The sequence below is a fragment of the Bacillus sp. FSL K6-1033 genome, from assembly GCF_038630765.1.
Lineage (GTDB): Bacteria > Bacillota > Bacilli > Bacillales > Bacillaceae > Bacillus > Bacillus altitudinis.
Genome location: NZ_CP152041.1, coordinates 2,730,096 through 2,755,672, shown reverse-complemented (window position 1 = coordinate 2,755,672; position 25,577 = coordinate 2,730,096). Strand labels below are relative to the sequence as shown.

25 protein-coding genes, 21 tRNA genes and 2 rRNA genes are annotated in these 25,577 nt (G+C 43.0%); 37 read left to right on the top strand and 11 right to left on the bottom strand.

Going from position 1 to position 25,577, the window contains the following annotated elements:
* Window positions 1-170: 170 nt before the first annotated feature.
* The 23 genes from MHH31_RS14170 (at window position 171) to MHH31_RS14060 (ending at window position 5,771) form a co-directional block, all read left to right on the top strand.
* Window positions 171-3,101: ribosomal RNA gene (locus MHH31_RS14170) — 23S ribosomal RNA — on the top strand.
* A gap of 61 nt (window positions 3,102-3,162) precedes the next feature.
* Window positions 3,163-3,278: ribosomal RNA gene (rrf, locus tag MHH31_RS14165) — 5S ribosomal RNA — on the top strand.
* A 558-nt stretch (window positions 3,279-3,836) separates the two neighbouring features.
* Window positions 3,837-3,912, top strand: a tRNA-Val gene (locus MHH31_RS14160).
* Window positions 3,913-3,945: 33 nt separating this feature from the next.
* Window positions 3,946-4,021: transfer RNA gene (locus MHH31_RS14155), tRNA-Thr, on the top strand.
* 37 nt (window positions 4,022-4,058) lie between these two features.
* Window positions 4,059-4,134 (top strand) — tRNA-Lys (locus tag MHH31_RS14150).
* 7 nt (window positions 4,135-4,141) lie between these two features.
* A tRNA-Leu gene (locus tag MHH31_RS14145) sits at window positions 4,142-4,224 on the top strand.
* Between the two features lie 30 nt (window positions 4,225-4,254).
* Window positions 4,255-4,326: transfer RNA gene (locus tag MHH31_RS14140), tRNA-Gly, on the top strand.
* A gap of 12 nt (window positions 4,327-4,338) precedes the next feature.
* A tRNA-Leu gene (locus MHH31_RS14135) sits at window positions 4,339-4,424 on the top strand.
* Between the two features lie 11 nt (window positions 4,425-4,435).
* A tRNA-Arg gene (locus tag MHH31_RS14130) sits at window positions 4,436-4,512 on the top strand.
* 7 nt (window positions 4,513-4,519) lie between these two features.
* A tRNA-Pro gene (locus tag MHH31_RS14125) sits at window positions 4,520-4,596 on the top strand.
* Window positions 4,597-4,604: 8 nt separating this feature from the next.
* Window positions 4,605-4,677: transfer RNA gene (locus MHH31_RS14120), tRNA-Ala, on the top strand.
* 26 nt (window positions 4,678-4,703) lie between these two features.
* A tRNA-Met gene (locus MHH31_RS14115) sits at window positions 4,704-4,777 on the top strand.
* 4 nt (window positions 4,778-4,781) lie between these two features.
* A tRNA-Ile gene (locus MHH31_RS14110) sits at window positions 4,782-4,858 on the top strand.
* A gap of 7 nt (window positions 4,859-4,865) precedes the next feature.
* Window positions 4,866-4,958, top strand: a tRNA-Ser gene (locus MHH31_RS14105).
* A 22-nt stretch (window positions 4,959-4,980) separates the two neighbouring features.
* Window positions 4,981-5,057: transfer RNA gene (locus MHH31_RS14100), tRNA-Met, on the top strand.
* Between the two features lie 15 nt (window positions 5,058-5,072).
* Window positions 5,073-5,149, top strand: a tRNA-Asp gene (locus tag MHH31_RS14095).
* Between the two features lie 17 nt (window positions 5,150-5,166).
* Window positions 5,167-5,239, top strand: a tRNA-Phe gene (locus MHH31_RS14090).
* 24 nt (window positions 5,240-5,263) lie between these two features.
* Window positions 5,264-5,339, top strand: a tRNA-His gene (locus MHH31_RS14085).
* Window positions 5,340-5,350: 11 nt separating this feature from the next.
* Window positions 5,351-5,424: transfer RNA gene (locus tag MHH31_RS14080), tRNA-Gly, on the top strand.
* Between the two features lie 16 nt (window positions 5,425-5,440).
* Window positions 5,441-5,517: transfer RNA gene (locus MHH31_RS14075), tRNA-Ile, on the top strand.
* Between the two features lie 6 nt (window positions 5,518-5,523).
* Window positions 5,524-5,598, top strand: a tRNA-Asn gene (locus MHH31_RS14070).
* A 3-nt stretch (window positions 5,599-5,601) separates the two neighbouring features.
* A tRNA-Ser gene (locus MHH31_RS14065) sits at window positions 5,602-5,692 on the top strand.
* A 7-nt stretch (window positions 5,693-5,699) separates the two neighbouring features.
* Window positions 5,700-5,771 (top strand) — tRNA-Glu (locus MHH31_RS14060).
* Window positions 5,772-5,847: 76 nt separating this feature from the next.
* On the opposite strand, the gene MHH31_RS14055 is transcribed toward MHH31_RS14060, so the two are convergent.
* The 3 genes from MHH31_RS14055 to MHH31_RS14045 form a co-directional block, all read right to left on the bottom strand.
* Window positions 5,848-6,324: a tryptophan-rich sensory protein gene (locus MHH31_RS14055; RefSeq protein WP_008342900.1), complete on the bottom strand. Its 477-nt coding sequence runs from the start codon at window positions 6,322-6,324 to the stop codon at window positions 5,848-5,850.
* 87 nt (window positions 6,325-6,411) lie between these two features.
* Window positions 6,412-7,146: a TraR/DksA C4-type zinc finger protein gene (locus tag MHH31_RS14050; protein WP_342494916.1), complete on the bottom strand. Its 735-nt coding sequence runs from the start codon at window positions 7,144-7,146 to the stop codon at window positions 6,412-6,414.
* Between the two features lie 117 nt (window positions 7,147-7,263).
* Window positions 7,264-8,202, bottom strand: coding sequence for a 1,4-dihydroxy-2-naphthoate polyprenyltransferase (locus MHH31_RS14045; RefSeq protein ID WP_058337238.1), 939 nt, complete (start codon window positions 8,200-8,202; stop codon window positions 7,264-7,266).
* A gap of 383 nt (window positions 8,203-8,585) precedes the next feature.
* Between MHH31_RS14045 and MHH31_RS14040 the strand changes: the two genes are divergently transcribed.
* The 6 genes from MHH31_RS14040 to menC all read left to right on the top strand — a co-directional run bounded on the left by MHH31_RS14040 (window position 8,586) and on the right by menC (window position 16,029).
* On the top strand, window positions 8,586-10,004 hold the full coding sequence (locus tag MHH31_RS14040; protein WP_017358381.1) for an isochorismate synthase MenF: 1,419 nt from the start codon (window positions 8,586-8,588) through the stop codon (window positions 10,002-10,004).
* The gene (gene menD, locus MHH31_RS14035; RefSeq protein ID WP_144667041.1) at window positions 9,997-11,739 is read left to right on the top strand and encodes a 2-succinyl-5-enolpyruvyl-6-hydroxy-3-cyclohexene-1-carboxylic-acid synthase; all 1,743 of its coding nucleotides are present in this window, start codon (window positions 9,997-9,999) and stop codon (window positions 11,737-11,739) included. Before MHH31_RS14040 ends, menD begins: the two co-directional genes overlap by 8 nt.
* Window positions 11,724-12,554 (top strand): 2-succinyl-6-hydroxy-2,4-cyclohexadiene-1-carboxylate synthase, encoded by an 831-nt coding sequence (gene menH / locus MHH31_RS14030; protein WP_268418601.1) that lies wholly within the window; start codon window positions 11,724-11,726, stop codon window positions 12,552-12,554. Before menD ends, menH begins: the two co-directional genes overlap by 16 nt.
* A gap of 14 nt (window positions 12,555-12,568) precedes the next feature.
* Window positions 12,569-13,387: a 1,4-dihydroxy-2-naphthoyl-CoA synthase gene (menB, locus tag MHH31_RS14025; protein ID WP_039168312.1), complete on the top strand. Its 819-nt coding sequence runs from the start codon at window positions 12,569-12,571 to the stop codon at window positions 13,385-13,387.
* A gap of 70 nt (window positions 13,388-13,457) precedes the next feature.
* Entirely contained in the window at window positions 13,458-14,918 is a 1,461-nt protein-coding gene (locus MHH31_RS14020; protein WP_144667047.1) for an o-succinylbenzoate--CoA ligase, read from the top strand.
* Entirely contained in the window at window positions 14,905-16,029 is a 1,125-nt protein-coding gene (gene menC / locus MHH31_RS14015) for an o-succinylbenzoate synthase (RefSeq protein WP_008342917.1), read from the top strand. The genes MHH31_RS14020 and menC overlap by 14 nt, the downstream gene beginning before the upstream one ends.
* Window positions 16,030-16,134: 105 nt before the next feature.
* On the opposite strand, the gene MHH31_RS14010 is transcribed toward menC, so the two are convergent.
* From MHH31_RS14010 to MHH31_RS13995, 4 genes are all read right to left on the bottom strand, one after another.
* Window positions 16,135-16,326 (bottom strand): hypothetical protein, encoded by a 192-nt coding sequence (locus MHH31_RS14010; protein ID WP_060781324.1) that lies wholly within the window; start codon window positions 16,324-16,326, stop codon window positions 16,135-16,137.
* Window positions 16,327-16,351: 25 nt separating this feature from the next.
* The gene (locus MHH31_RS14005) at window positions 16,352-16,510 is read right to left on the bottom strand and encodes a DUF1540 domain-containing protein (protein ID WP_008360682.1); all 159 of its coding nucleotides are present in this window, start codon (window positions 16,508-16,510) and stop codon (window positions 16,352-16,354) included.
* A gap of 68 nt (window positions 16,511-16,578) precedes the next feature.
* Window positions 16,579-17,625: a cytochrome d ubiquinol oxidase subunit II gene (locus MHH31_RS14000; RefSeq protein ID WP_169476099.1), complete on the bottom strand. Its 1,047-nt coding sequence runs from the start codon at window positions 17,623-17,625 to the stop codon at window positions 16,579-16,581.
* A gap of 22 nt (window positions 17,626-17,647) precedes the next feature.
* A complete protein-coding gene (locus tag MHH31_RS13995) occupies window positions 17,648-18,979 on the bottom strand; it encodes a cytochrome ubiquinol oxidase subunit I (protein ID WP_017358375.1) in 1,332 nt (443 codons plus the stop codon).
* Window positions 18,980-19,154: 175 nt separating this feature from the next.
* Between MHH31_RS13995 and MHH31_RS13990 the strand changes: the two genes are divergently transcribed.
* On the top strand, window positions 19,155-19,397 hold the full coding sequence (locus MHH31_RS13990; protein WP_342494915.1) for a type B 50S ribosomal protein L31: 243 nt from the start codon (window positions 19,155-19,157) through the stop codon (window positions 19,395-19,397).
* Window positions 19,398-19,474: 77 nt separating this feature from the next.
* Here MHH31_RS13990 and MHH31_RS13985 read toward each other — a convergent pair whose 3' ends face one another.
* Window positions 19,475-20,467 carry a zinc ABC transporter substrate-binding protein gene (locus MHH31_RS13985; RefSeq protein WP_342494914.1) on the bottom strand — a complete coding sequence of 331 codons (993 nt, stop codon included), beginning with the start codon at window positions 20,465-20,467 and terminating at the stop codon, window positions 19,475-19,477.
* A 213-nt stretch (window positions 20,468-20,680) separates the two neighbouring features.
* Between MHH31_RS13985 and MHH31_RS13980 the strand changes: the two genes are divergently transcribed.
* Window positions 20,681-21,247, top strand: a complete 567-nt coding sequence (locus tag MHH31_RS13980; protein WP_017358372.1) for a carbonic anhydrase — start codon at window positions 20,681-20,683, stop codon at window positions 21,245-21,247.
* 1 nt (window position 21,248) lies between these two features.
* Here the strand turns inward: MHH31_RS13980 and yidD are convergent, their stop codons facing one another.
* A complete protein-coding gene (gene yidD / locus MHH31_RS13975; RefSeq protein ID WP_008342933.1) occupies window positions 21,249-21,473 on the bottom strand; it encodes a membrane protein insertion efficiency factor YidD in 225 nt (74 codons plus the stop codon).
* 128 nt (window positions 21,474-21,601) lie between these two features.
* Between yidD and MHH31_RS13970 the strand changes: the two genes are divergently transcribed.
* Window positions 21,602-22,075, top strand: coding sequence for an S-ribosylhomocysteine lyase (locus tag MHH31_RS13970; RefSeq protein ID WP_008342935.1), 474 nt, complete (start codon window positions 21,602-21,604; stop codon window positions 22,073-22,075).
* Window positions 22,076-22,198: 123 nt separating this feature from the next.
* The gene (locus MHH31_RS13965) at window positions 22,199-22,636 is read left to right on the top strand and encodes a FixH family protein (RefSeq protein ID WP_342494913.1); all 438 of its coding nucleotides are present in this window, start codon (window positions 22,199-22,201) and stop codon (window positions 22,634-22,636) included.
* Window positions 22,637-22,644: 8 nt separating this feature from the next.
* Here MHH31_RS13965 and ytzI read toward each other — a convergent pair whose 3' ends face one another.
* Window positions 22,645-22,791 (bottom strand): YtzI protein, encoded by a 147-nt coding sequence (gene ytzI, locus MHH31_RS13960; protein WP_017358370.1) that lies wholly within the window; start codon window positions 22,789-22,791, stop codon window positions 22,645-22,647.
* Window positions 22,792-22,922: 131 nt separating this feature from the next.
* On the opposite strand from ytzI, the gene MHH31_RS13955 reads away from it, so the two are divergent.
* The 4 genes from MHH31_RS13955 to MHH31_RS13940 all read left to right on the top strand — a co-directional run bounded on the left by MHH31_RS13955 (window position 22,923) and on the right by MHH31_RS13940 (window position 24,590).
* Window positions 22,923-23,360 carry a Dps family protein gene (locus MHH31_RS13955; protein ID WP_007501934.1) on the top strand — a complete coding sequence of 146 codons (438 nt, stop codon included), beginning with the start codon at window positions 22,923-22,925 and terminating at the stop codon, window positions 23,358-23,360.
* Window positions 23,361-23,484: 124 nt separating this feature from the next.
* Window positions 23,485-23,676, top strand: a complete 192-nt coding sequence (locus MHH31_RS13950) for a hypothetical protein (protein ID WP_008342942.1) — start codon at window positions 23,485-23,487, stop codon at window positions 23,674-23,676.
* Window positions 23,677-23,833: 157 nt separating this feature from the next.
* Window positions 23,834-24,238 carry a phage holin family protein gene (locus MHH31_RS13945; protein WP_008342944.1) on the top strand — a complete coding sequence of 135 codons (405 nt, stop codon included), beginning with the start codon at window positions 23,834-23,836 and terminating at the stop codon, window positions 24,236-24,238.
* Window positions 24,239-24,281: 43 nt separating this feature from the next.
* A complete protein-coding gene (locus MHH31_RS13940) occupies window positions 24,282-24,590 on the top strand; it encodes a hydrolase (RefSeq protein WP_342494912.1) in 309 nt (102 codons plus the stop codon).
* 193 nt (window positions 24,591-24,783) lie between these two features.
* Here the strand turns inward: MHH31_RS13940 and MHH31_RS13935 are convergent, their stop codons facing one another.
* Window positions 24,784-25,566, bottom strand: coding sequence for an AIM24 family protein (locus MHH31_RS13935; protein ID WP_039168326.1), 783 nt, complete (start codon window positions 25,564-25,566; stop codon window positions 24,784-24,786).
* Window positions 25,567-25,577: the final 11 nt, after the last annotated feature.

The window sequence follows — 25,577 nt, the reverse complement described above, 5'->3', positions numbered from 1 at the left end:
GGAGCAGCGTACGTTTTTCGTCTTGTTTAGTTTTGAAGGATCATTCCTTCAAACATGTCTCTAGCGAGACAGGATTGTTCTTTGAAAACTAGATAACAATAAGTAATACATTCACATTGAATGCAATGCAAAGTTCATCACACATAGTGATTCTTTCTAAAGTAAGAAATGGTTAAGTTAGAAAGGGCGCACGGTGGATGCCTTGGCACTAGGAGCCGATGAAGGACGGGACGAACACCGATATGCTTCGGGGAGCTGTAAGCAAGCTTTGATCCGGAGATTTCCGAATGGGGAAACCCACTGCTCGTAATGGAGTAGTATCCATACTTGAATACATAGAGTATGAGAAGGCATACCCGGGGAACTGAAACATCTAAGTACCCGGAGGAAGAGAAAGCAAATGCGATTCCCTGAGTAGCGGCGAGCGAAACGGGAACAGCCCAAACCAAGAGGCTTGCCTCTTGGGGTTGTAGGACACTCTATACGGAGTTACAAAGGAACGATATAAGCGAAGAGGTCTGGAAAGGCCCGCCAAAGAAGGTAACAGCCCTGTAACTGAAATGTTGTTCTCTCCAGAGTGGATCCTGAGTACGGCGGAACACGTGAAATTCCGTCGGAATCCGGGAGGACCATCTCCCAAGGCTAAATACTCCCTAGTGACCGATAGTGAACCAGTACCGTGAGGGAAAGGTGAAAAGCACCCCGGAAGGGGAGTGAAATAGATCCTGAAACCGTGTGCCTACAAGTAGTCAGAGCCCGTTAACGGGTGATGGCGTGCCTTTTGTAGAATGAACCGGCGAGTTACGATCCCGTGCAAGGTTAAGCAGAAGATGCGGAGCCGCAGCGAAAGCGAGTCTGAATAGGGCGCATGAGTACGTGGTCGTAGACCCGAAACCAGGTGATCTACCCATGTCCAGGGTGAAGTTCAGGTAACACTGAATGGAGGCCCGAACCCACGCACGTTGAAAAGTGCGGGGATGAGGTGTGGGTAGGGGTGAAATGCCAATCGAACCTGGAGATAGCTGGTTCTCTCCGAAATAGCTTTAGGGCTAGCCTCAAGGTAAGAGTCTCGGAGGTAGAGCACTGATTGGACTAGGGGCCCCTACCGGGTTACCGAATTCAGTCAAACTCCGAATGCCGATGACTTATCCTTGGGAGTCAGACTGCGAGTGATAAGATCCGTAGTCGAAAGGGAAACAGCCCAGACCGCCAGCTAAGGTCCCAAAGTATACGTTAAGTGGAAAAGGATGTGGAGTTGCTTAGACAACCAGGATGTTGGCTTAGAAGCAGCCACCATTTAAAGAGTGCGTAATAGCTCACTGGTCGAGTGACTCTGCGCCGAAAATGTACCGGGGCTAAACGTATCACCGAAGCTGCGGACTGTTCTTACGAACAGTGGTAGGAGAGCGTTCTAAGTGCAGTGAAGTCAGACCGGAAGGACTGGTGGAGCGCTTAGAAGTGAGAATGCCGGTATGAGTAGCGAAAGACGGGTGAGAATCCCGTCCACCGAATGCCTAAGGTTTCCTGAGGAAGGCTCGTCCGCTCAGGGTTAGTCGGGACCTAAGCCGAGGCCGAAAGGCGTAGGCGATGGACAACAGGTTGATATTCCTGTACCACCTCCTCACCATTTGAGCAATGGGGGGACGCAGGAGGATAGGGTAAGCGCGGTATTGGATATCCGCGTCCAAGCAGTTAGGCTGGGAAATAGGCAAATCCGTTTCCCGTGAAGGCTGAGCTGTGATGGCGAGCGAAATTTAGTAGCGAAGTTCCTGATTCCACACTGCCAAGAAAAGCCTCTAGCGAGGTGAGAGGTGCCCGTACCGCAAACCGACACAGGTAGGCGAGGAGAGAATCCTAAGGTGATCGAGAGAACTCTCGTTAAGGAACTCGGCAAAATGACCCCGTAACTTCGGGAGAAGGGGTGCTTCTTAGGGTGTTAAAGCCCCGAGAAGCCGCAGTGAATAGGCCCAGGCGACTGTTTAGCAAAAACACAGGTCTCTGCGAAGCCGTAAGGCGAAGTATAGGGGCTGACGCCTGCCCGGTGCTGGAAGGTTAAGAGGAGCGCTTAGCGTAAGCGAAGGTGCGAATTGAAGCCCCAGTAAACGGCGGCCGTAACTATAACGGTCCTAAGGTAGCGAAATTCCTTGTCGGGTAAGTTCCGACCCGCACGAAAGGCGCAACGATCTGGGCACTGTCTCAACGAGAGACTCGGTGAAATTATAGTACCTGTGAAGATGCAGGTTACCCGCGACAGGACGGAAAGACCCCGTGGAGCTTTACTGCAGCCTGATATTGAATGTTGGTACAGCTTGTACAGGATAGGTAGGAGCCTTGGAAACCGGAGCGCTAGCTTCGGTGGAGGCATCGGTGGGATACTACCCTGGCTGTATTGACCTTCTAACCCGCTGCCCTTATCGGGCAGGGAGACAGTGTCAGGTGGGCAGTTTGACTGGGGCGGTCGCCTCCTAAAATGTAACGGAGGCGCCCAAAGGTTCCCTCAGAATGGTTGGAAATCATTCGCAGAGTGTAAAGGCACAAGGGAGCTTGACTGCGAGACCTACAAGTCGAGCAGGGACGAAAGTCGGGCTTAGTGATCCGGTGGTTCCGCATGGAAGGGCCATCGCTCAACGGATAAAAGCTACCCCGGGGATAACAGGCTTATCTCCCCCAAGAGTCCACATCGACGGGGAGGTTTGGCACCTCGATGTCGGCTCATCGCATCCTGGGGCTGTAGTCGGTCCCAAGGGTTGGGCTGTTCGCCCATTAAAGCGGTACGCGAGCTGGGTTCAGAACGTCGTGAGACAGTTCGGTCCCTATCCGTCGCGGGCGCAGGAAATTTGAGAGGAGCTGTCCTTAGTACGAGAGGACCGGGATGGACGCACCGCTGGTGTACCAGTTGTTCTGCCAAGGGCATCGCTGGGTAGCTATGTGCGGACGGGATAAGTGCTGAAAGCATCTAAGCATGAAGCCCCCCTCAAGATGAGATTTCCCATTCCGCAAGGAAGTAAGATCCCTGAAAGATGATCAGGTTGATAGGTCTGAGGTGGAAGCGTGGTGACACGTGGAGCTGACAGATACTAATAGATCGAGGACTTAACCTATATTCTAATGTGAAAAATGAACATTGTTATCTAGTTTTGAGAGAACATTCTCTCCATCAGGTTTGGTGGCGATAGCGAAGAGGTCACACCCGTTCCCATACCGAACACGGAAGTTAAGCTCTTCAGCGCCGATGGTAGTTGGGGGTTTCCCCCTGTGAGAGTAGGACGCCGCCAAGCTTTTCAAAGGATCAGTTCCAATTGGAACTGGTCTTTTTTGTGCTGTTTGAAAGAAGATCACCTTGATTCATATGTGGTATAAATCAGGTTGTTTTAATTTACTACAAGCGTGGAGATGCTCTAAATCAACGTGAAAGTCTGTGAAGCATGTTCACTTTTAAGTATGGAGAAAAGTAATAGAGAGAAAGAATAGCAGGTGTATAGATGCCTGATACAAATTCATTCATTTAAATGGAGTTGTATAAGTCTATTTTATTGAAATCAAAACATTCATTGCGTTTAACAGTTGAAATAAAGAAATATCTATATCATTAAAGTATAAAAATTGAAAGGCTGCTGATATTTTTAAAGGATTTACTCGTTTTTAAAGAGAATATAGAGAAGAGAAATACAGCTGTTAATCGCTGAATTGAAGCTGTTTTGACTGGTAACATCAACATCAACTGTTAAAAGAAATACGTCATGAAAAATGAAATAAAATTTTTTTAATATAGCCTTTACAAATGAGTAAAACCTGTATATAATAATCTTTGTCGGATCGAGAGATTCCTACATAGTGGAGGATTAGCTCAGCTGGGAGAGCATCTGCCTTACAAGCAGAGGGTCGGCGGTTCGAGCCCGTCATCCTCCACCATATTTATTCTTACATAATGTTAGGATAGATAAAGCCGGTGTAGCTCAACTGGTAGAGCAACTGACTTGTAATCAGTAGGTTGGGGGTTCAAGTCCTCTTGCCGGCACCACTTTCATATGGTAAGATAGACAAGTCGCTTTAAAAGCGAGCCATTAGCTCAGTTGGTAGAGCATCTGACTTTTAATCAGAGGGTCGAAGGTTCGAGTCCTTCATGGCTCACCATTTTCATGCGGGTGTGGCGGAATTGGCAGACGCGCTAGACTTAGGATCTAGTGTCTTTATGACGTGGGGGTTCAAGTCCCTTCACCCGCATTGCCAAACAACATAAAGAAATCCTGTAATGCGGAAGTAGTTCAGTGGTAGAACACCACCTTGCCAAGGTGGGGGTCGCGGGTTCGAATCCCGTCTTCCGCTTATACCATCCACGCCGGGGTGGTGGAATTGGCAGACACACAGGACTTAAAATCCTGCGGTAGGTGACTACCGTGCCGGTTCAAGTCCGGCCCTCGGCATTATAAAATAAGCGCCCGTAGCTCAATTGGATAGAGCGTTTGACTACGGATCAAAAGGTTAGGGGTTCGACTCCTCTCGGGCGCGCCATTAAGATCGGGAAGTAGCTCAGCTTGGTAGAGCACTTGGTTTGGGACCAAGGGGTCGCAGGTTCGAATCCTGTCTTCCCGACCATCTTTTATGGGGCCTTAGCTCAGCTGGGAGAGCGCCTGCCTTGCACGCAGGAGGTCAGCGGTTCGATCCCGCTAGGCTCCACTTTTTAAAAGATTATTTTATATCATGGCGGTGTAGCTCAGCTGGCTAGAGCGTACGGTTCATACCCGTGAGGTCGGGGGTTCGATCCCCTCCGCCGCTATAAAGGACCTTTAGCTCAGTTGGTTAGAGCAGACGGCTCATAACCGTCCGGTCGTAGGTTCGAGTCCTACAAGGTCCACCATCTATACGGAGGAATACCCAAGTCCGGCTGAAGGGATCGGTCTTGAAAACCGACAGGGGTGTCAAAGCCCGCGGGGGTTCGAATCCCTCTTCCTCCGCCATATTTTTAAAAAATGATATCATCGCGGGGTGGAGCAGTTCGGTAGCTCGTCGGGCTCATAACCCGAAGGTCGCAGGTTCAAATCCTGCCCCCGCAACCAAATTTTTTCTCTAATGGTCCGGTAGTTCAGTTGGTTAGAATGCCTGCCTGTCACGCAGGAGGTCGCGGGTTCGAGTCCCGTCCGGACCGCCATTTTCAAATGAATACATGGCTCGGTAGCTCAGTTGGTAGAGCAACGGACTGAAAATCCGTGTGTCGGCGGTTCGATTCCGTCCCGAGCCACTTTTACAAATAAATATCAGTATGGCGGTTGTGGCGAAGTGGTTAACGCACCAGATTGTGGCTCTGGCACTCGTGGGTTCGATTCCCATCAATCGCCCCATACATATTTTTGCGGGTGTAGTTTAGTGGTAAAACCTCAGCCTTCCAAGCTGATGTCGTGGGTTCGATTCCCATCACCCGCTCCATTTGCATATCGTTCATGGGCCTGTAGCTCAGCTGGTTAGAGCGCACGCCTGATAAGCGTGAGGTCGGTGGTTCGAGTCCACTCAGGCCCACCATGACTTTCCGCAGTAGCTCAGTGGTAGAGCTATCGGCTGTTAACCGATCGGTCGTAGGTTCGAATCCTACCTGCGGAGCCAAATGGAGAAGTACTCAAGTGGCTGAAGAGGCGCCCCTGCTAAGGGTGTAGGTCGCGCAAGCGGCGCGAGGGTTCAAATCCCTCCTTCTCCGCCATTTTTCTGGCCCGTTGGTCAAGCGGTTAAGACACCGCCCTTTCACGGCGGTAACACGGGTTCGAATCCCGTACGGGTCATTTTTTAAAGAGGTCTAATAAAGACCTCTTTTTTATTTTCCACAAAACGAAAGACCGCCATCATAGCGGTCTTTTCTTACATATTCATGGAATAGATCGTATAAGACAAGTATGTCGCAAAGAATCCCCATAAAACATAAGGAATCAATAAAATTGGGACAACATTGCTTAGTTTACGTGAGACGATGACAAGTGCGAGTGCTGTCAGTGCTACAAGCAGGCAGTCGATCGTAGCTGCAAATAGATCTTTTTGTGTAAATTGAAAAAAGCTAAAGGCTTGATTGAATACATAATTTAAAAGAAACAGAATCCAAAATGGTAATGTGATTTTTTGAAAACCATACTTTGCATAAATGATGGCGGCAGATAACGAAATGAGGGCGAATAAGACAGCCCAGACCGCACCGATGACACCACCACTAGGTGTCCATTCAGGTTTATTTAGTGCGTCATACCATTCTCTGTCGATAGGGAACAGGAACCCTGCAATAGAAAATAATGCGTATGTAATAAAGAAGACGATAACCGCCCAAATGATACTTTTTTTAGCCATCCAGAAATCTCCTCCCAATCAATTCACTCTTCAACTTATTTCCCAATTATTACATGATATAAACATCAAGCCCCCAATATGTGGGGACTAATGATTTTTTTTAGTATAAGGATCTTCTTCGTAAGGCTTCAAGTCACCAAACACTGTCATGACGCCTTCTTCATCTAATGCTTCTTCATAAGCTTCGTGTGCTTTATTTGGATAGACCTTGCTTGCTTTTCCTTCAATATCAGCAGCTGCAAACTCTTCATAGTCTTCCACATAATCTTCATCTTCTGATTGTGTATACACATCATCGTATGTCAATGGAGGAAATTCCATATCGGATGGGGTATCAGAGTTCCCATAGCGTTCTACGTCTTGGTAGGCATCTTCTCCGTCATATGCAGCACTTTCTTCATTTTCAAATTGCCCTGAGGGCGGACTTATTAAGTCCTCTTCAATGGGACGGTTTTGTGAAACGGTCTGTTCTTTTGAATGCTCTGTGCATGTGACGGCGGTGGGAAGGGCTTCTAAGCGTTCTTTAGGAATAGGGGCTTTACACACTTTACACAAACCATAAGAGCCGTCTGCCATTGCTTGGAGTGCTTCATTGATATCGGAAAGATGCTCATGTTCCAAACTGTTTAAGGCAATGTCTTTTCCGCGTTCGAATAGTTCTGTCCCTTGGTCGCCAGGGTGGTTATCATAGGCTGACAGTTCGCCCACTGAATCATAAGGAAATGATACTTTCTGTTCATCATCATGGCTTTTGGCTTCAATTTCTTGTTTTTCATCGAGAAGTCGCTGCTTCAACTGATGTAATTCGTTTTTAGACAACAAAGCGATCACCCTTTCATATCAAACATATTGTTAGTATGAGCAAATTTTTATGTAAGACTTGTGCCAATTTGAAGCAATTCTTCAATAAAAAACGCCTGCGGCTGCAGGCGTTTCGTGTTATGCGAGATAATATTGTAAGATCAATGCGATCGTTAACAGGAAACCAAAAAACGTATTGGTTTGTGCTGTCGACTTCATGGCATTCATTAATTCAATTGGTTTTTCTTTTTGCTTAAATTCTTTAATGGCTGTATAAGCTTTTGGCACACTGAGTAAGACAAGAAGACTCCAAAGACCCACGATATCCATAAAGATATAAACAAAAATGAGTACATATGAGATCACAAACATGGAAAGTAGGATGTTGACTGCCGCTTTACGTCCAGCTAGGATAGCAAGTGTCTTTCGTCCATTCTCTTTATCACCGTCTAAATCACGGATATTGTTCGACAGTAAGATGGCACCAACTAAAATAGAGATAGGTAATGAAATGAGCACAGCTTTTGATGTCAATGTTCCTGTTTGGATATAGAAACTAATTAAAATGATGCCTAGTCCCATAAAAGCACCTGATACAAGTTCTCCAAATGGTGTATAAGCAATTGGTACAGGGCCACCGGTATAAAAATAGCCTGCTGCCATACAAATTAGTCCTATGAGTGCAATCCACCAGCTAGACATCATGCAAATATAGATCCCAAGTAATAAAGAAAGCGCGAATAAGGCATAAGCGAGGCCTAAAACTGTTTTTGGTTTTACACCGTTTCTCACGATCGCTCCGCCGATACCGACAGATTTCTCATTGTCCAATCCGCGAACATAATCAAAGTACTCATTAAACATGTTCGTTGCAATTTGGATAAACATCGATGCAAATAGCATAGCTAAAAATAGCCCAACATGTATTTGATCACTCGGAAGTGCTAGGACAGTTCCTAAAGTAACGGGAATAAATGCCGCTGTTAATGTATGCGGTCGTAGTAAATTCCACCAAATCCGCCAGTTTTTATCAGGCTTAATTGGTGAAAGCTGATCTGATATCGATTGATGCTGCATAAAATATACTCCTTTAAATAAAAAAATACGTACACGTCCAAATTCCAGTTTAGCAAAGTTCAAAAAGGTGTCAATATATTGATGCGATGAAACAAGAAAAAGATGTTTGCTAATCGTTCCCATCTAGAGAGAAAGCTTGATCTTCGAACAGGTCTTACCATTTTTTAAGGGATGTTCTCATTTCAATAAGCGGGAGCGAAAAAATCTTGAAAGCGTGATATAATAAGGATTCGAGGTTTTAAAAGCTGTTTTCTTTACTAAGTTCATCTGTTAAGGTTTATAATAGAAAAGCAGGTCATTCGACATACTCGAATGTTCATGTATTTTTTTACATGATGGTTTTATTTTTATATGTTATTTCATGGATTTTGGAGGAATGTATCATGGTGACAACAGTGCAAAGTACTTTCCGGCAGGAAGCGCTTGCGACATTAGAAGAAGCGAATAACGTCAACCATGCTGTTTTGATAAGCTACTCCAGAAGAGTTGACGATCTGGATCCTCTTGCCTTTTTCCAAAGCGGCGAAGCGGATTTTTTAGGCGAGCGGTTTTTTTGGTCTGATCCAGAAAGCCAAATGATATTTTCTGGACTTGGCAGAGCGGCCGTGATTAAATCATCAGAGCAAGGCAAAGAACGATTCAATATCGTCCATCAAGAATGGGAGCAGCTGAAACAGCATATGTTCCATTTTCATGATGAGAAGGAGTTAAAGCAAGCGGCAGTTGGTCCGCTTTTATTTGGAGGATTTTCATTTGATCCATACGAAGAAAAGGCGCGTCACTGGGAAGCATTTGGCGAGGCTCATTTTTTTGTGCCATCGATGATGCTGACTGTTTCAAAAGAAGGCACGTTTCTAACGATCAATGAATGGAACGAGGTGGACGGGAATGTTCATCAGCTCATTCAAGAGTTAGAACAGAAAGCTTCTAATTTTGATGCATTGCCTGTCAGAAATCATGGACAAGCTGAGCTTGTTCATATGGAAGAGTTAGATGTCCAGGAATGGATGAAAGCAATCCATGAAGCGACAGAACACATTCGTGTGAACGAATATGAAAAGGTTGTTTTAGCAAGAGAAGTCTTGCTTCACTATAAAAATCAAATAGAACTCGCTCCACTATTAGCAGAATTACTAAAACATCAAACAACGAGTTATGTATTTGCTATAGAGCAGGGAAGACAAGCATTTGTCGGGGCGACGCCTGAACGTTTAGTGAAAAAAAGCGGTGGTGAAGTGTTTTCATCGTGTTTGGCAGGTTCCATTGTACGTGGTCAAGATGAAGTAGAAGATCAGGCACTAGGTGAGGAACTGCTTCATGATGAGAAAAATTTGATTGAACATCAAATTGTCGTGAATATGATTGAGCAGGCATTTGAAGCAAACTGCCATCATGTGCATAAGCCAAATCAACCAAGTCTTTATAAAACGAAAAACATTCAGCATTTATTTACACCCATTGTGGGAGAAATTAAAAGCAGCTGTTCACTCTTTTCATTAATTGAACAGCTTCATCCAACACCAGCGCTTGGAGGATATCCTAAGGAAAAAGCGGTAGAGGTGATTCGTGAAATCGAACCGTTGAAACGTGGTTGGTATGCGGCGCCAGTGGGATGGATTGATTCTAAGGACAATGGAGAATTTGCTGTCGCCATTCGATCAGGTCTTATTGAGGAAGACCAAGTTCGTTTGTTTGCTGGATGTGGAATTGTAGAGGATTCCCTTGCAAAACAAGAGTATGAAGAAACGCAAGTGAAATTAAGACCAATGCTGTCTGCTCTTGGAGGTCGTCCTATTGAATAATCAAATCATGACAAGATATATTGGCAGATTAATGGATGAATTTGTGCAAAGTGGTGTGAATGAGGCAGTTGTTTGTCCTGGCTCCCGTTCAACACCGCTTGCGATGCTCGCTCTTGCTCATCAAGAAATCAATGTCCATGTGTTAGTGGATGAACGGTCTGCTGCTTTTTATGCACTGGGTCTTGCGAAAGCGAGCCAAACACCAGTGCTACTCATTTGTACATCAGGTACGGCAGCAGCTAACTTTTACCCAGCCGTTGTCGAGGCACATTATTCTCGGGTACCATTGATTGTTTTAACTGCTGATCGGCCGCACGAATTGAGGGAGGTTGGGGCACCTCAAGCGATTGATCAGCAATTCTTATTCGGTAAGTTTGTTAAATGGTTCACAGACTTAGCCTTGCCAGAAGAAAGCCAAACGATGCTGCGGTATGTCCAAACTACTGCTGCTAGGGCAAGTCATGTGTCTATGCAGGAGCCAAAGGGACCAGTTCAGGTTAATGTGCCGCTGAGAGAACCATTGCTACCTGACTTGTCTATTGATCCTTTTGATAGAGAAGAAGGAGTTGCGAACAAAGTTTTAGCAGCAGGTCAAGCTCGTCCGGATGATCGGGTTATGTCAGAATTAGTGTCTATCATGAACAAAGCGGCAAAAGGAATCATTGTTGCTGGTGAACTTCACTCGCCGGAAGAGCAGGCGTCAGTGTTACGTCTTGCAAAAGCTTTGCATCTGCCTATTTTAGCTGACCCGCTTTCTCTTTTGCGAAATGGACATGAAAGTGAAGAATACATCATAGATGCATACGATTCTTTGTTAAAAGATGAGGCATTGCAGCAGCATCTCTTGCCTGAAATGGTCATTCGTTTTGGACCGATGCCTGTGTCTAAGCCATTATTTAAGTGGCTAGAAAAGCATGCGGAAGTGAAGCAGATTGTCGTCGATGCTGCGGGTGGTTATCGAGATCCTGGTTTAAGCGCATCATACATGATTGAAAGTCATGTAGCCTCTTTTGTAGAAGAAGTCTTGATGAGAGCGGAAAAGCGTCAGGATACATCTTATTTACGACGCTGGCAGAGTGTCAATTCTTCATTTAGAATGCATGTAAATCAATACAATGATGAGGACCTGACATTTGAGGGAAATGTCTATCGTCAGCTGCAGCACCTTTTGCCAAAAGAGAGTGTGCTCTTTATCGGAAATAGTATGCCTATTCGAGATGTCGATACCTTTTTTGAAACGCAGTCAAAACCGTTTCGGATGATGGCGAATCGCGGAGCAAATGGTATTGATGGTGTTGTGTCCACAGCTCTTGGAACATATGCAGCCTTGAAACAACCCATCACTTTAGTCATCGGCGATTTATCTTTTTACCATGATATGAACGGTCTTCTTGCAGCTAAGCTAATGGACATTCCGCTCACGGTTGTATTGTTAAACAATGATGGTGGAGGAATCTTTTCTTTCCTTCCGCAGGCATCCGATGAACCGTATTATGAAAAGCTCTTTGGTACGCCGACTGGGTTGAATTTTGAGTATGCATCAAAGCTATATGGGGGAACCTATTCGAAGCCAACAACGAAAGAAGAGTTAAAAGATGTGTACTTGGCGCATATCCAAGAACCAGGGCTTCATTTAATTGAGATTGAAACTGACCGGCATTCTCGCGTTGGCAAACATCGCCAAATGATGGACGAGATATTGAGGGAAGTGAAAAAAGAATGCCTTCACTCATAATACGAATGCACGATGGTGTGGCGTATGAGGTGATAGACCATAACCCATCTGCTGAAAATGCCACGTTATGTTTACATGGCTTTACAGGGAGTGCAGCTTCTTGGGCTTTTTTGAATACTTATACACAAACACATACGAGATTGATTCAGGTCAGCTTGCTTGGACATGGCCGCACAGACTCACCAAAGAGTATAAGAAGATATGCAATGTCCCAGCAGCTGGCAGATCTTGCTGAGATTTTAGATCAATTAAAGCTTCACAAAGTGAACATTCTCGGATATTCTATGGGAGGGCGTATTGCTTTATCATTTGCCTCCCGTTACCCAGAACGTGTAAACAAACTGATTCTTGAGAGTACATCTCCAGGGCTGAACTCTTTTAAAGAGCGGATGGAGAGGCTGAATCATGATCATCAGCTAGCTCAAAAGATCAGACATGAAGGATTAGCGCAGTTTGTGGATTTTTGGGAGAACATTCCGCTGTTTGCTTCGCAGAAATCCTTGCCAGCGGACAGGCTAACGCAACTGAGAGAGGGAAGGCTAAAAGCCGATCCTAACGGGCTGGCTCGCAGCTTAGAAGGTATAGGAACCGGTTCACAGCCGTCTATGTGGCAAGCATTAAAGCAGATAAAACAGCCTGTTTTACTCATTTGCGGAACACTTGATAAAAAGTTTTGTCACATCGCCAAACGTATGCAGCAGGCGCTTGAATACAGTCAATTCACAGTAGCAGAGCATGCCGGGCATACAGTTCATGTGGAACAACCACATTTTTTTGGTAAAATAGTAAGTGAGTTTATTTTATCGCAAGATTAGAGGAGGAAATATTGATGGCTATTGAATGGCAAACTGAGCGTCAGTATGACGAAATTTTATATGAAACATATAATGGGATTGCAAAAATCACCATTAACCGTCCGCACGTACATAATGCCTTTACACCAAAGACCGTAAGTGAATTAATTGATGCATTCTCACGTGCTCGTGACAATTCAGAAGTTGGTGTCATTGTCCTTGCAGGTGCTGGAGGTAAAGCATTCTGTTCTGGTGGAGACCAAAAAGTACGCGGTCATGGCGGCTATGTAGGAGACGATCAAATTCCGCGTCTAAACGTACTAGACTTACAGCGTTTAATTCGTGTCATTCCAAAACCAGTTATTGCGATGGTTGCGGGCTATGCGATTGGCGGCGGACATGTGCTTCATGTCGTGTGTGACCTCACGATTGCAGCAGACAATGCGATTTTTGGACAAACAGGACCAAAAGTGGGCAGCTTTGATGCTGGTTATGGGTCTGGCTATCTTGCACGTATTGTGGGCCATAAGAAAGCAAGAGAGATCTGGTACTTATGTCGTCAATACAATGCACAAGAAGCGCTTGATATGGGACTTGTCAACACAGTTGTACCATTAGAGCAGCTGGAAGAAGAAACAGTGAAGTGGTGTGAGGACATGCTAGAAAAGAGCCCGACCGCTTTACGATTCTTGAAAGCTGCATTTAATGCTGACACAGATGGATTAGCTGGTATTCAGCAATTTGCAGGAGATGCGACCCTTCTTTATTACACAACAGATGAAGCAAAAGAAGGACGCGATTCCTTTAAGGAAAAACGGAAGCCAGACTTCGGTCAGTTCCCTCGTTTCCCTTGATTCAATGATATGGATGAAAACAGCTTAGTGCATCAGACTGAGCTGTTTTCTTTTATGAAAAGGAGGTGTCATGATGAAGCAACCCAATTGGCTACTGCACCGTGCGTATTTAACGCCAGACCGGGTCGCACTCATTTATCAAGACAAAGAGTGGACATTTCGTGATTTAGCGAATGATGTAGACCAACTTGCGAATCGACTGACACGTGTCTCTTTTAAAAAAGGGGATACGGTTGCGATTTTAATGAACAACCATCCTCATATGGTCATGCTTGTTCACGCTTGTTTTTTATTAGGCTTCAAGATTGTGTTATTGAACAATAAGTTAACAAAAGCAGAGAGACGTTTTCAGCTGGAAGATGCGAAAGTCATGGCTTTATTAACAGAGCCTGCATATGCAAATGAGCATCATGGTGATTTACCTGTTTATACAATAGAGACTTTACCTGATGCAGATCATGATATGGAAAAGAAGGTCGTACATGATATTGATTTAAATGAGACGGCGACGATTATGTATACATCTGGAACGACAGGACGCCCTAAAGGGGTGGAGCAAACGTTTGGCAATCATTTTCATAGTGCTGTTTCCTCGGCATTGAATTTAGGGATCAGGGAGGACGACCGCTGGCTCATTGCCTTGCCTCTTTTTCATATAAGCGGTTTATCCGCTATATTTAAATCGGTCATATACGGTATGACTGTCGTGCTTCATCAAAAGTTTGATGTCGATGAAGTCAAGAATGCTATTGAACAGCATCGAGTGACGATGTTGTCAGTTGTTCAAACCATGCTGTCCCGTTTATTAAGTGGACTTGAAGAATGTCCGTCTTCTTTGCGCTGCCTGCTGTTAGGCGGAGGCCCTGCGCCTTATGCGATGCTTCAAGAGAGTAAGGAGAAAGGATTTCCTGTGTTTCAATCGTACGGTATGACGGAGACCTGCTCGCAAATTGTGACCCTTGCGCCCGAATTTAGTGTGGAAAAGCTTGGATCAGCGGGAAAGCCCCTTTTTGGGTGTGAATTAAAGATTCAAGATGAGGATCGTCCGTGTCGTCCTTTTGAGCATGGTGAAATCATGGTAAAAGGTGCAAATGTCATGAAAGGCTACCTTTATCGTCAAGAGGCAACAGCTGCTGCATTTGAGCAGGGCTGGCTGAAAACGGGTGATATTGGCTATGTAGATGAGGACGGATTCTTATTTGTGCTTGATCGGCGGTCAGACTTAATTATTTCTGGCGGAGAAAATATTTATCCAGCAGAAATTGAAGCAGTTCTTTTAACACATCCAAATGTAAAGGAAGCCGGAGTGACGGGTATGTATGATAAAAAATGGGGAGAGGTACCTGCTGCCTTCCTTGTGACAGATGAGCAGATTCCGGAGAATGAGCTCTATGCTTTATGTCAGTCGCAATTAGCCAAGTATAAATGGCCCGCCGCTTTTCACTTTGTGGATGAGCTGCCAAGGAATGCGTCGAATAAATTGCAGAGGCACAGACTCAAATCAAAGGGGTTTTTAGATGATTCAAATTGAACGTGTGATCTTATATCATGTCACGATGAAACTCAAACAGCCATTTACAACGAGCCTTGGGACCATTTCAGAGCGTGAGTTTATTATTGTCGAGGTCAAAGATCAAACAGGATTAACTGGATGGGGAGAGGTATCTGCCTTCTCTTCTCCGTGGTATACAGAAGAAACCATCGAGACCTGCTATCACATGCTCAGGGCTTTCTTTATCCCGAACGTGCTGACCCGATCTTTTACACATCCTTCGGACATACCAGACAGCTTGTACCATTTTAAAGGCAATAGAATGGCCAAAGCGGGAATTGAGGCAGCTGTGTGGGATATTTATGCGAAGCGAGAAAATAAGTCCTTACGTGACGTCTTAGGCGGTACTAGAGATAGAATTCCATCTGGTGTCGTTGCGGGGTTAGGACCAATAGATGATATGATTCAGCAAATCGAGCAATTTGTTGATCAAGGCTATCAGCGTGTGAAAGTGAAAATTAAGCCGGGACAAGATATTGGACTTCTACAAAAGATAAGGGAGTCTTTCCCTCACCTTCCGTTAATGGCGGATGCAAACTCTGCTTATGAATTAAAAGATATTAGCAAACTGAAGCAGCTCGACGATATTCGTTTATTAATGATTGAACAGCCTTTAGCCGCAGATGACATTGTCGATCATCGGCATTTGCAAAAGCATTTAAAAACACCAATCTGTTTGGATGAAAGTATTTGTTCTTTAGATGATGCGAGAAAAGCTGTAGAACTTGGAAGCTGTCAGATTATTAATGTGAAGCCTTCACGAGTTGGAGGGCTGACTGAAGCTCTTAAAATTCATGCGTTCTGCAAGGAGCAGCAGATTCCGTTATGGTGCGGTGGAATGATTGAAACAGGCATTTCTCGCGCGCAAAACGTGGCCCTTGCATCACTTCCGCAATTTACGATTCCTGGGGATATTTCAGCATCGTCGAAATATTGGGAGCAGGATATCATTTTTCCTGAAATTAAAGTTGAAAATGGGTTTATTGAAGTACCGCGTTCTCCAGGTATGGGTGTAGAAGTTGATTATCAAGCGCTTCGTTCTTTCTCAGATAAAATTGATGTGTTTACAAAACATGATTTTGTGAAATGAAAACGAATGAATCGCCATTTGCACCATCAATAGAACCACTGTATAGTTGAGGAAAGTTTTTCCTTCCTGTCTGAACAAAAAGAAAGAGCGGTCATCCGCTCTTTCTTACTCTTCTACAAGCTCGCTGTCGTAAGCAAGCTGGCCAATATACTGATGCATGTCATTGGGCATGTCGGAAACATGTCCGTATTCATAATCCCAAAGATTTAAAAAGGAGTGAGCTGCTTGATAAAATGCAGCCTCGTCCGCGTCCTGAATTTCTTCAAGAAACGTTTGAGTAAGCCGATCGTTTTTCAAAGCGAAGCGCCTCCTTTAATGAGACTTAAAGATCTTGAGGTTTAAACGTTTTACAGTCAGTTTCTTCACTTTTCTCAGCCGTATTTCCTGTATGGCTGACGACATAAATTGCATCTGCACCACAACGATTTCCAGCATTCCAGTAGGAACAGTTGTTTACTTCACAAAGGATTTTTTGACTCATACAGATGACCTCCTTTTGAGTATGTCTTTCATCTATAATGTAACCGAAGTAAGGGTCGTTCATTCATGTTAATCTTCCTGACGAATATAACGCTTATCTTTCATAAACAATTTCCAGAAGAAGTAGAACCCAGGGAATAGGATGATAAACCCTACAATATACGTAATAAATAATGCCCTAAATGTGACGGGATCTGTAAACCCAGACATGATGGTAATATCAGGATAGGCCATATAGGGCAAATGCGCATGTCCATACACATAGCTTGCTAAGAAATATTGAATTGTAATGGCGATAACCGCTAAACGTGGTCTCCCTTTCCGATGTTTAAAGCGGCTGTTTGGTAAAAATAGAGCCAAACCTGCAAGCAAAAACATGAGTAGAGAAACAAGCAGGATCGGGATGTTCTGCATCATTTTTGTGAACAGCCAATTGGCCTCACTTCTCAGTGTGAGCATGATAAAGAAAGCCATCATGAGAGAAAGTGGACCTGTAATCAGTGCTCCTCTTCTATAAATGTTATAAGCCTCATCTTCGTTTGCAACATTAGAAAAATCAGCTAAAAGCAAAGATGAGAGGAAAAGGGTACTGAAAATCGCAAAACCTACGAAAGAATAGACATTTGCGCTTGTAAAGACCAATCCTAAATCTAATGAGTAGACATTATTCTCCTGAAAAATGAATCCACCATGTGTAATGGGGAGAACCATGATGAGGATGGACGGAATAATAAAGCCGCTAATTCCTGAAATATATGTCACGGCTTTTCTATATTTTTTAGGCAGTGAATGAGAGAAGACGAGAAATCCGCTTCGCAGTGCAAGGAGTAACAAAATAATGCTGCCAGGTATTAATAGAACAGTGCCTAGCACAAATGTTGCACCTGGAAACAGGCTAAACAAGGCAACGACGATGGCCACAATGAAGACGTTTGTTACTTCCCAAGTTGGAGAAAGATACTTATTTGCGATATTTGCGGCCTTTGTCTGCTCTTTGTTCATGTAAATCATTGACCAAAATCCTGCACCGAAATCCATTGATGCCATCACTGCATAGATAAACACGAATCCCCATAAGATGGTGATTGCAATGAGTGCATCAGTTGTTACATCCATTTGCATCAAGATCGCTCCCTTTTTAAGATTCTGTTAACCGTAAGTCTTCTTCAATTGAATGTTTTCTAAAGTAGTACGTCAGTACAATCACAGTTGCGATGCCTAAAATGAGATAGACAATGGCAAAAAGGATGAAAAGTGTACCGATAGACCCTGATGATGTGACGACTTCAGAGGTTTTGAGCATTCGATAAATCACCCATGGCTGACGGCCTGTACAGGCAAAGATCCAGCCAAATTCAATCGCCAAAAGACTAAGAGGCCCGCCAAATAAATAAAGGACAAGCAGCCATTTTGGATAATGATCGCGTTTTAAAATTTTGCGGTAAAACAGTGCTAACACAGCAAAGAAAATGAGCAATGAGCCGATAATGACCATTCCGTTAAATAATGTGTGAATAAATAAAGGCGGCCACTCGTCCCTAGGAAAATCATTTAACCCTTTAACCACAGTATCAAAGCTATTTCCTGCAAGAAAACTAAGTGCCCAAGGGATTTCGATAGCTCCTTTGATTTCTTGCGTATTGGCATCAGTAAAACCGCCAATGGCTAGAGGCGCATGTGATTGCGTTTCAAATAATCCTTCAGCACCCGCTAATTTTTCAGGCTGATATTCATATAGAAGCTGAGCTGATTCGTGACCGTTTAAGGCTGTGAGAAAAGAGAAAAGTCCACCAACAATCAGTCCAAGAAAAAGGGCTTTTCGATGAAAGGTATAGAGCTTTTCGTTTTTTCTTGTTTTCAACATTTTAAATGCAGCGACAGAAGCAATGACAAAAGCGCCTGTTGTAAAAGCAGACAGTACTACGTGAGTAGCAGTTACAACAAAACTAGGATTGAAAAATGCCTTCCAAGGTTCGATATTCGTTATTTCTCCATTGACCATTTGAAAGCCAGCGGGTGTTCCTTCAAAAGCATGTACGTTTGTAATGAGAATCGCTGAAGCTGCTGCACCAATGACAACGAAAATAACGGTAATGATGCGCATGGCTGGTGATAATCGATCTGCTGCGTACACATAAATAGACATAAATAATGCTTCAATAAAGAAAGCATAAATTTCTATTTGAAATGGCAGTGACATGACTTTTCCGATGACCTCCATAAAACCAGGCCATAGAAGGGCAAGCTGCGTACCAGCAATGGTACCGGTTGGAATGGCAACACCTAACAGAACAGCCTGCGCTTTTGTCCATCGTTTGGCCATGATGGCATAATGCGGGTCTTTCGTTTTTTGAAAGATGAGTTCAGCTAACAAAATCATTAGCGGGATGCCTACGCCAAGCGAGGCATAAATAATATGGAAGCCCATTGTTGTGCCGAACAGACTTCTAGCTAAAACGAGATCAGTCAATTTTTTCTCCGCCTTTCTTATCGCATCTCTTTTGATGGTGTTTATTATTCTCCACCATTTTTAGATTATTCTTCCTGACTAAGAAAGCTTGTTTTTTGACAAGTTGTAAAAGGGGGAGTAGAATATAACTATAAAGCGTAATCATTACGTTTTAATGATGAAGGGAGTTTTGACATTGAAAAGAGATATTCATCCAATCTCACATGAAGTTGTATTTTTGGACGTAAACAGCGGTTACCGCTTCTTAAGTAGATCAACAAAGACATCACATGAGACCGTAGAGTGGGAAGATGGGAAGACTTATCCTGTCATTAAAGTAGAGACAAGCTCTGATACGCATCCATTTTATACAGGACGCCAGAAATTCGGAGAAAAAGGCGGCAGAGCGGAGCAGTTTAAGAAAAAATATCAAATGTAAACAAAGAAACACACCTGATCATGGTGTGTTTTTTTGTGCAGTAAAAAACCCCGGCTGATCGCACGGGGTTCATGAATTCATTTAACATTTAAAGCTGTTTTTAATGTGTTTAAATTTTGTTTCATTAAGCTGACATAGCTTTCGCCATTTTTAGCATCATCTTCTGTAATGGATTCTAGATTTTTCAGTGTAAGGCTTTTTGCCCCAATTTCACTGCGAATCGTATCTGATACTTTACTGCTGACGTTATTTTCAAAAATGACATACTTGATGTGATGCTTTTCTGCTTGTTGTACGATATTTTCAAGCTGTTTTTGGGAAGGCTCTTCAGAAGCAGAGAGTCCTAGTACACTGATTTGCTTAATGCCATAGCGTTTTTCCCAGTAGCCGTATGCAGCGTGAGAAACGAGAATTTCTTTATGTTTTGCTTTAGATAACGTTGTTTTGAATTCCTGATCTAACGATTGTAATTCTTTTTTTAGTGATTCATAGTTTTTTGTGTATTCGTCTTTATGATCTGGATCTAGTGAAACGAGTGTGTCTTTAATGTTTTTTGCCATTTGCTGTGCATAAACAGGGTCTAGCCATGCATGGGGATCTTTATCTCCGTGGTCGTGTCCATCATGGTCATGATCTTCACCTTCATGATCGTGATCATGGTCCTCACCTTCTTCATGAGCATGTTCTTCTTGTGTTGATAATAGCTTGATGCCTTCGGCTGCTTTCACTGTTTTCACGCCTTGGTCTTTTAATGTAGAAGCCGTTTTATCAGCAAATGCTTCAGCACCTGTTCCGCTGTAAATAAAGGCATCTCCTTCAGCCATTTCAACCATCGTTTTTGAACTTGGTTCAAAGCTGTGTGCATCTGCATTGGCAGGGTACACACTTTGAGCGTTCACGTGAGAGCTGCCAATTTTTTCAGTGAAATCTTGAATAGGGAAGATCGTCGTGTAAATGGTTAATTTCCCGTCTGCTTTTCCTTTTGAAGCATTTGTCCCCGCACTGCTTGAGCAAGCGGCAAGACCGACCGCTAATAAAGCAGCTGTTAAAATAAAAAAGATTTTTTTCATCTAAGAATGTCTCCTCTCAACCTATTAGATAGAAATGATTACGATTTAATGTCCTGAGTTATTGTATCGTAATAATTACGATTTGAAAAGAGGAAAATAAAAAATTTTCATCAGAAGATGTTTCCTCTAAAAAAATAGACGTCAAAACGTGACGAAATTTAAAACATTGTGCTATATTTATTTTTAAAAAAAGAAAAAGGAATGGACAAACTTATGAAACTTTTAGACGAAATCATCGAATATAACCAACAATTTATTGAAGAGAAGCGATATGAAGAGTTTACAACAACGAAGTTTCCACAGAAAAAAGCTGTCATTCTATCATGTATGGATACAAGACTTGTTGAACTGCTTCCGCGTGCCATGAACATGAAAAATGGCGATATTAAAATTGTCAAAAGTGCTGGCGCTCTTGTTTCTCACCCATTTGGAAGTATTATGCGAAGCATTTTAGTGGCTGTTTATGAATTGAATGCTGACGAGGTGTACGTCATTGGGCATCACGATTGTGGTATGAGTAAAATAGACAGCGAAACACTCTTAAATAAAGCCATTGAGCGTGGTATTCCAGAAAAACGAATTGAAGTACTGGAATACTCAGGAATCGATTTTCAACAGTGGCTCAAAAGCTTTAGCTCAGTTGAAGAAAGTGTGAAAGACAGTGTATCTGTCGTTAAAAATCATCCGCTTCTTCCATCTGATGTGCCTGTACATGGTCTTGTCATTGATCCTGGAACAGGTAAGCTTGACTTAGTTGTCAACGGTTATGAAGAAAAGTAAGTTATTTTTCCTTTTTAGGCGGGACCGGATCCATGCCTCCAGGATGCAGCGGGTGACATTTTAAAATTCGCTTAATCGTGAGCCAGCCGCCTTTTAAAGCGCCATGCGTTTTGATCGCCTCTAGCCCGTAGTTTGAGCAAGTGGGGTAAAACCTGCAGCTCGGCGGTGTTAGAGGGGAAATGCATTTTTGATAAAAGCGAATGATGCCGATAAAAATTTGTTTCATAGAGGTTCCTCCTTGTCTGTCTTTTCACAGTATAAGAAAAAAGGACAAGGAAGGGAAGTTTTATAAACTAAACTGGTCGGAACAATATGTTATAATATAGGAAATTGCAATTATAGGAGTGGTGATTAATGCCTTCAGTTGAAAGCTTTGAACTTGACCATAATGCTGTAAAAGCACCTTACGTTCGTCATTGCGGCGTTCATAAAGTGGGATCAGATGGGGAAGTGAACAAATTTGATATCCGTTTTTGTCAACCAAACAAGCAGGCAATGAAACCTGATACGATTCATACATTAGAGCATTTACTTGCGTTTAATATTAGAACACACTCAGAGAAATACGATCATTTTGATATCATTGATATTTCTCCGATGGGCTGCCAGACTGGCTACTATTTAGTTGTCAGCGGTGCACCGACACCAAGAGAGATCGTTGAACTGCTTGATGCAACATTCAAAGATGCAGTGGAAGTAACAGAAATTCCTGCTGCAAATGAAGAGCAGTGCGGTCAAGCGAAGCTTCATGATCTTGAAGGAGCAAAACGTTTAATGCGTTTCTGGCTGTCTCAGGATCAAGAAGAGCTATTAAAAGTATTTGGATAATCAGTAAGATGATGAACCGGACATATTGAATGTCCGGTTTTTTATATGAAATGAAACGAGAGCTGTTAAAATAGGGGATATTTGTTAAAATGGACATGTCAGTAAAAAAAGGGGGATACACGAATGTGGAAAATGGTAGGAATCATTTTGATGCTCGCATTACTTAGTGCATGTGGAAACTCGGCAGCGAGCAATGACAAGGGAGAAGTGCCTGAGCTATTAGAAGTCAAACTAACAGGGCCGGAGCAAGTAGAGAAAAATGAAAACGTTATCGTAAAAGCAGCTGTCACATATGGTGATACGCCTGTTGATGATGCAGATGATGTTGAATTTGAAGTGTGGAAAGATGGCGACAAGGATAACAGCAAGATGATTCAGCCAAAGAAAAAGGAGAAAGGTGTATATGAATTGCATACAGCTTTCAAACAAGATGGCCTTTATATCATACAAGTCCATGTGACAGCTAAACAGCAGCATAATATGCCGAAGACAAACATCCATGTAGGTGATGTGAAAAAAGAGAGTTCATCTACTGAAGAAGAAGATACCTCACATCATTGAAAGCGGTTTTATTTTGGGTTAGGACGTTGGTTTGGTTCAGCATCCTGTGGTGAATCGACTTTATGCTTGTAATCATAAGCCTTTGATGTCGTCCACAGTGATAAAAAGACAACGATTGAGATAATGATAAAGCTGATAATCCCAAGTAACAGCATCTAACTCCCTCCTTATTTCCATATTAACATATATTTCATGCGGTCAAAATAGAAGAAAATGATGGCAGGTTTCAGTATAATAAAAAAAGGGTAATCCCATACTAAACGCAACTACATAAGGAGGAATCAACATGTCTGAAAAATTATTAAACGTCGTCAATAAACAAGTAGCAGATTGGACTGTGCTTTACGTAAAATTACATAACTATCACTGGTATGTAAAGGGAAAAGATTTCTTTACACTCCATGAAAAATTCGAAGAATTATATACAGAAACAGCCACTTATATCGATGATTTGGCTGAGCGTATGCTCGCATTAAATGGACAACCTGTTGCGACAATGAAAGAGTGCTTAGAAATTTCTAGCATTCAAGAAGCGGAAGGCAATGAATCAGCCGAGCAAATGGTGAAAAATCTGTATGATGATTTCTCTAATATTGCAGAAGAACTTAAGCGAGGCATGGAGCTGGCTGCAGAAGTTGGCGATGAAACAACAGGCGATATGCTGCTTGCGATTCATCAATCCATTGAAAAACACAACTGGATGCTCAAAGCATACTTAGGATAAGCGAATGTGAAAGGAATGTCGATCATCAAACAGATCGGCATTCTTTTTTTGTGGATTTGTGACAGACAGCCCATTGAATTGATGGGGCTTTCAGCCGAAGAGAAAAGGGAAGGGAGGGGAGAAGATGTCCTCAATTGCAGGAATGATGAGCCAGCAAGTGGCGAGTATTCAAAAAACACTTAATATCAGTTTATTGAATTCACAGCTTGCCACGAACACAGCCCAAGCCATGGTGATGCTCGATCAAGTGCAGCAGCAGCCTCAAGCTGTTCAGCCCAAAGATTCAGATGCTACGTTTATTGATGTCAGAGTTTAACCAAGAAAGCCGCCGTCACAGGCGGCTCTTTTTATGCGCTTCACGAATTTTTTGAACAGCTAACCATGCCTTTATTTTTTGTCGTCCAAGCTATTCATCAAATGCGGCATATACTATTGAGGTAAGAAGTTCCACTATGAAAGGATGTTGATGCCAAGTGAGCAAGGATTTAGGCATCTTTTCGTTGTTTACAGTCAGTTTGTCGGCAATGGGCTTTCTGTTTGGTGGAGCAGGATATTTACTCATGATATTAGTGACACTCATGGCTATAGAATTAATTTGTTCAAGCCTAAGAGAATCTGTGACTGGACAACTTACGATGAAGCGTTTTTTGACCAGGCTTGTTCGAAAGGTTGTGACGATCTCTTTAATATCCATGGCACATTTCTTCGATGTCATGCTGAAGACTGGGGGGACAATTAAGGATTTAGCGCTCATCTTTTATATTATTTATGAATCGTACCAGATTGTTTCAACAGCCAGAGCTCTCGGAATTCCCATTCCACAGTTGTTTATTGATGTGTTAGACATGATTAAAAATAAATTGCGCAAAAAGCCGTAATTTCTTCATATCTGGTCATACTAAAGGAAAAAGGATGAATCAGATGGCGAGACACACATACTATGTATCCGTTCAAGACGGATCAATCTCACAGCACAGAGACGCGGCTGCTTGGCAATTTCAGATAGAAGCAGATGATGACCAAATCTTGCAGTTAAGAGAGTATTTTGATGAACAGTATATGACAGATTGGAAAGGTTTCTTTCGGGCGCATGTTCCATTTCTTGAATATTATTATGATAGTCCAAACGACGAAATGGATAGGAAAAGAAAAGAAATTTACTCGATGATTCATGATCTCGGTAACGAAGAGACAAAGAACTTTATTGAGACCAATGGACTGATGAATTGAAAAAGCATGTAGACAAACCCTCGCATTCTTTGTCAGGTGCTCATGAATGTCAAATTCGCTCTGCGCCAGTACTCGTCCTTCCTAAACTGCAAAGGTTTTCTATCACGCTGAAAAGAAGACAAAAGGCTAAAAGAAAGTTCATTTTAGCCTTTTGTCAACGATCTGAAAGTATGTAGAGACATTCTACATGCTTTTATTTTCGAGGCTGTAAGATACCGCCGATTAGATCACTGATTCCGCCTCTATTTTCCTGCTGTGAGTTGGTGATTTCGTGTGAGGTACTCTGACTCTGGGGTTTGTACCGGTTATCATCTATCCCGATCCGCATTCCAGATGTTCGTTCAGATGGCTGGATAATCACAATTTGGTCCTGTTCATGAAATTCAAACAAGTAGGATTCGCCTGATGTTTGTCCAATGAACGTTTTCCAGTTCACATCTAATTTGACTTTCGGTGCTTTGCCCGTCCAAGCGACAATGGCGTCAGGATCTACACGGCAAGGTGCTTTTAAAATCAGCGGGTTTCCATTTGTTTTGATGGCAACCTGCGCCCCGTGACCTTGATACGAGAGCTTTGAAGTAAATAGCCCTTTCTGTGATATAATCCCAACGCCTACTGGTGTCACGCCATAGTGACATTCTTCAGTAAAGGCAAGTAAATCTTCACTTTCCACGCTAACATGTTGCCAAGGACCGTTCGGCTCAAGATTGATGACGGTCACATGCTCGCTAGAATCAGCCAAGTAGCAAGTGCCTTGTCCACTCACTTCCATCATCTCAAGGTTTTCACCTGTTAATTTTCTGCTAATATGATTAAATACTTGGCTGACCATATTTCCTTTATTCGTCCCAAGTAATCGTTTACGGTATTGAAATGTGCCTTGATCGGCAATCATCGCGCCTTTTTTGGCAAAAAAGATCCCGTTGCCTTCTGCTTGTAAGGTCAGTTCTTCGATCGTGTTGAAATGAAATCCCATTTGTGCCAGCT

What these genes read in the sequence shown, in the direction of transcription:
- ytzI (WP_017358370.1), bottom strand. Translation starts at nt 22,791, where the DNA reads ATGCTGTTACTTGGGATTATCAGCTTTATCATTATCTCAATCGTTGTC.
- MHH31_RS14020 (WP_144667047.1), top strand. Translation starts at nt 13,458, where the DNA reads ATGATGAAGCAACCCAATTGGCTACTGCACCGTGCGTATTTAACGCCA.
- MHH31_RS13985 (WP_342494914.1), bottom strand. Translation starts at nt 20,467, where the DNA reads ATGAAAAAAATCTTTTTTATTTTAACAGCTGCTTTATTAGCGGTCGGT.
- menC (WP_008342917.1), top strand. Translation starts at nt 14,905, where the DNA reads ATGATTCAAATTGAACGTGTGATCTTATATCATGTCACGATGAAACTC.
- MHH31_RS13980 (WP_017358372.1), top strand. Translation starts at nt 20,681, where the DNA reads ATGAAACTTTTAGACGAAATCATCGAATATAACCAACAATTTATTGAA.
- menB (WP_039168312.1), top strand. Translation starts at nt 12,569, where the DNA reads ATGGCTATTGAATGGCAAACTGAGCGTCAGTATGACGAAATTTTATAT.
- menH (WP_268418601.1), top strand. Translation starts at nt 11,724, where the DNA reads ATGCCTTCACTCATAATACGAATGCACGATGGTGTGGCGTATGAGGTG.
- MHH31_RS14040 (WP_017358381.1), top strand. Translation starts at nt 8,586, where the DNA reads ATGGTGACAACAGTGCAAAGTACTTTCCGGCAGGAAGCGCTTGCGACA.
- MHH31_RS14005 (WP_008360682.1), bottom strand. Translation starts at nt 16,510, where the DNA reads ATGAGTCAAAAAATCCTTTGTGAAGTAAACAACTGTTCCTACTGGAAT.
- MHH31_RS14045 (WP_058337238.1), bottom strand. Translation starts at nt 8,202, where the DNA reads ATGCAGCATCAATCGATATCAGATCAGCTTTCACCAATTAAGCCTGAT.
- MHH31_RS13970 (WP_008342935.1), top strand. Translation starts at nt 21,602, where the DNA reads ATGCCTTCAGTTGAAAGCTTTGAACTTGACCATAATGCTGTAAAAGCA.
- MHH31_RS13935 (WP_039168326.1), bottom strand. Translation starts at nt 25,566, where the DNA reads ATGGGATTTCATTTCAACACGATCGAAGAACTGACCTTACAAGCAGAA.
- yidD (WP_008342933.1), bottom strand. Translation starts at nt 21,473, where the DNA reads ATGAAACAAATTTTTATCGGCATCATTCGCTTTTATCAAAAATGCATT.
- MHH31_RS14055 (WP_008342900.1), bottom strand. Translation starts at nt 6,324, where the DNA reads ATGGCTAAAAAAAGTATCATTTGGGCGGTTATCGTCTTCTTTATTACA.
- MHH31_RS14000 (WP_169476099.1), bottom strand. Translation starts at nt 17,625, where the DNA reads ATGGATGTAACAACTGATGCACTCATTGCAATCACCATCTTATGGGGA.
- MHH31_RS13955 (WP_007501934.1), top strand. Translation starts at nt 22,923, where the DNA reads ATGTCTGAAAAATTATTAAACGTCGTCAATAAACAAGTAGCAGATTGG.
- MHH31_RS13965 (WP_342494913.1), top strand. Translation starts at nt 22,199, where the DNA reads ATGTGGAAAATGGTAGGAATCATTTTGATGCTCGCATTACTTAGTGCA.
- MHH31_RS13950 (WP_008342942.1), top strand. Translation starts at nt 23,485, where the DNA reads ATGTCCTCAATTGCAGGAATGATGAGCCAGCAAGTGGCGAGTATTCAA.
- MHH31_RS13940 (WP_342494912.1), top strand. Translation starts at nt 24,282, where the DNA reads ATGGCGAGACACACATACTATGTATCCGTTCAAGACGGATCAATCTCA.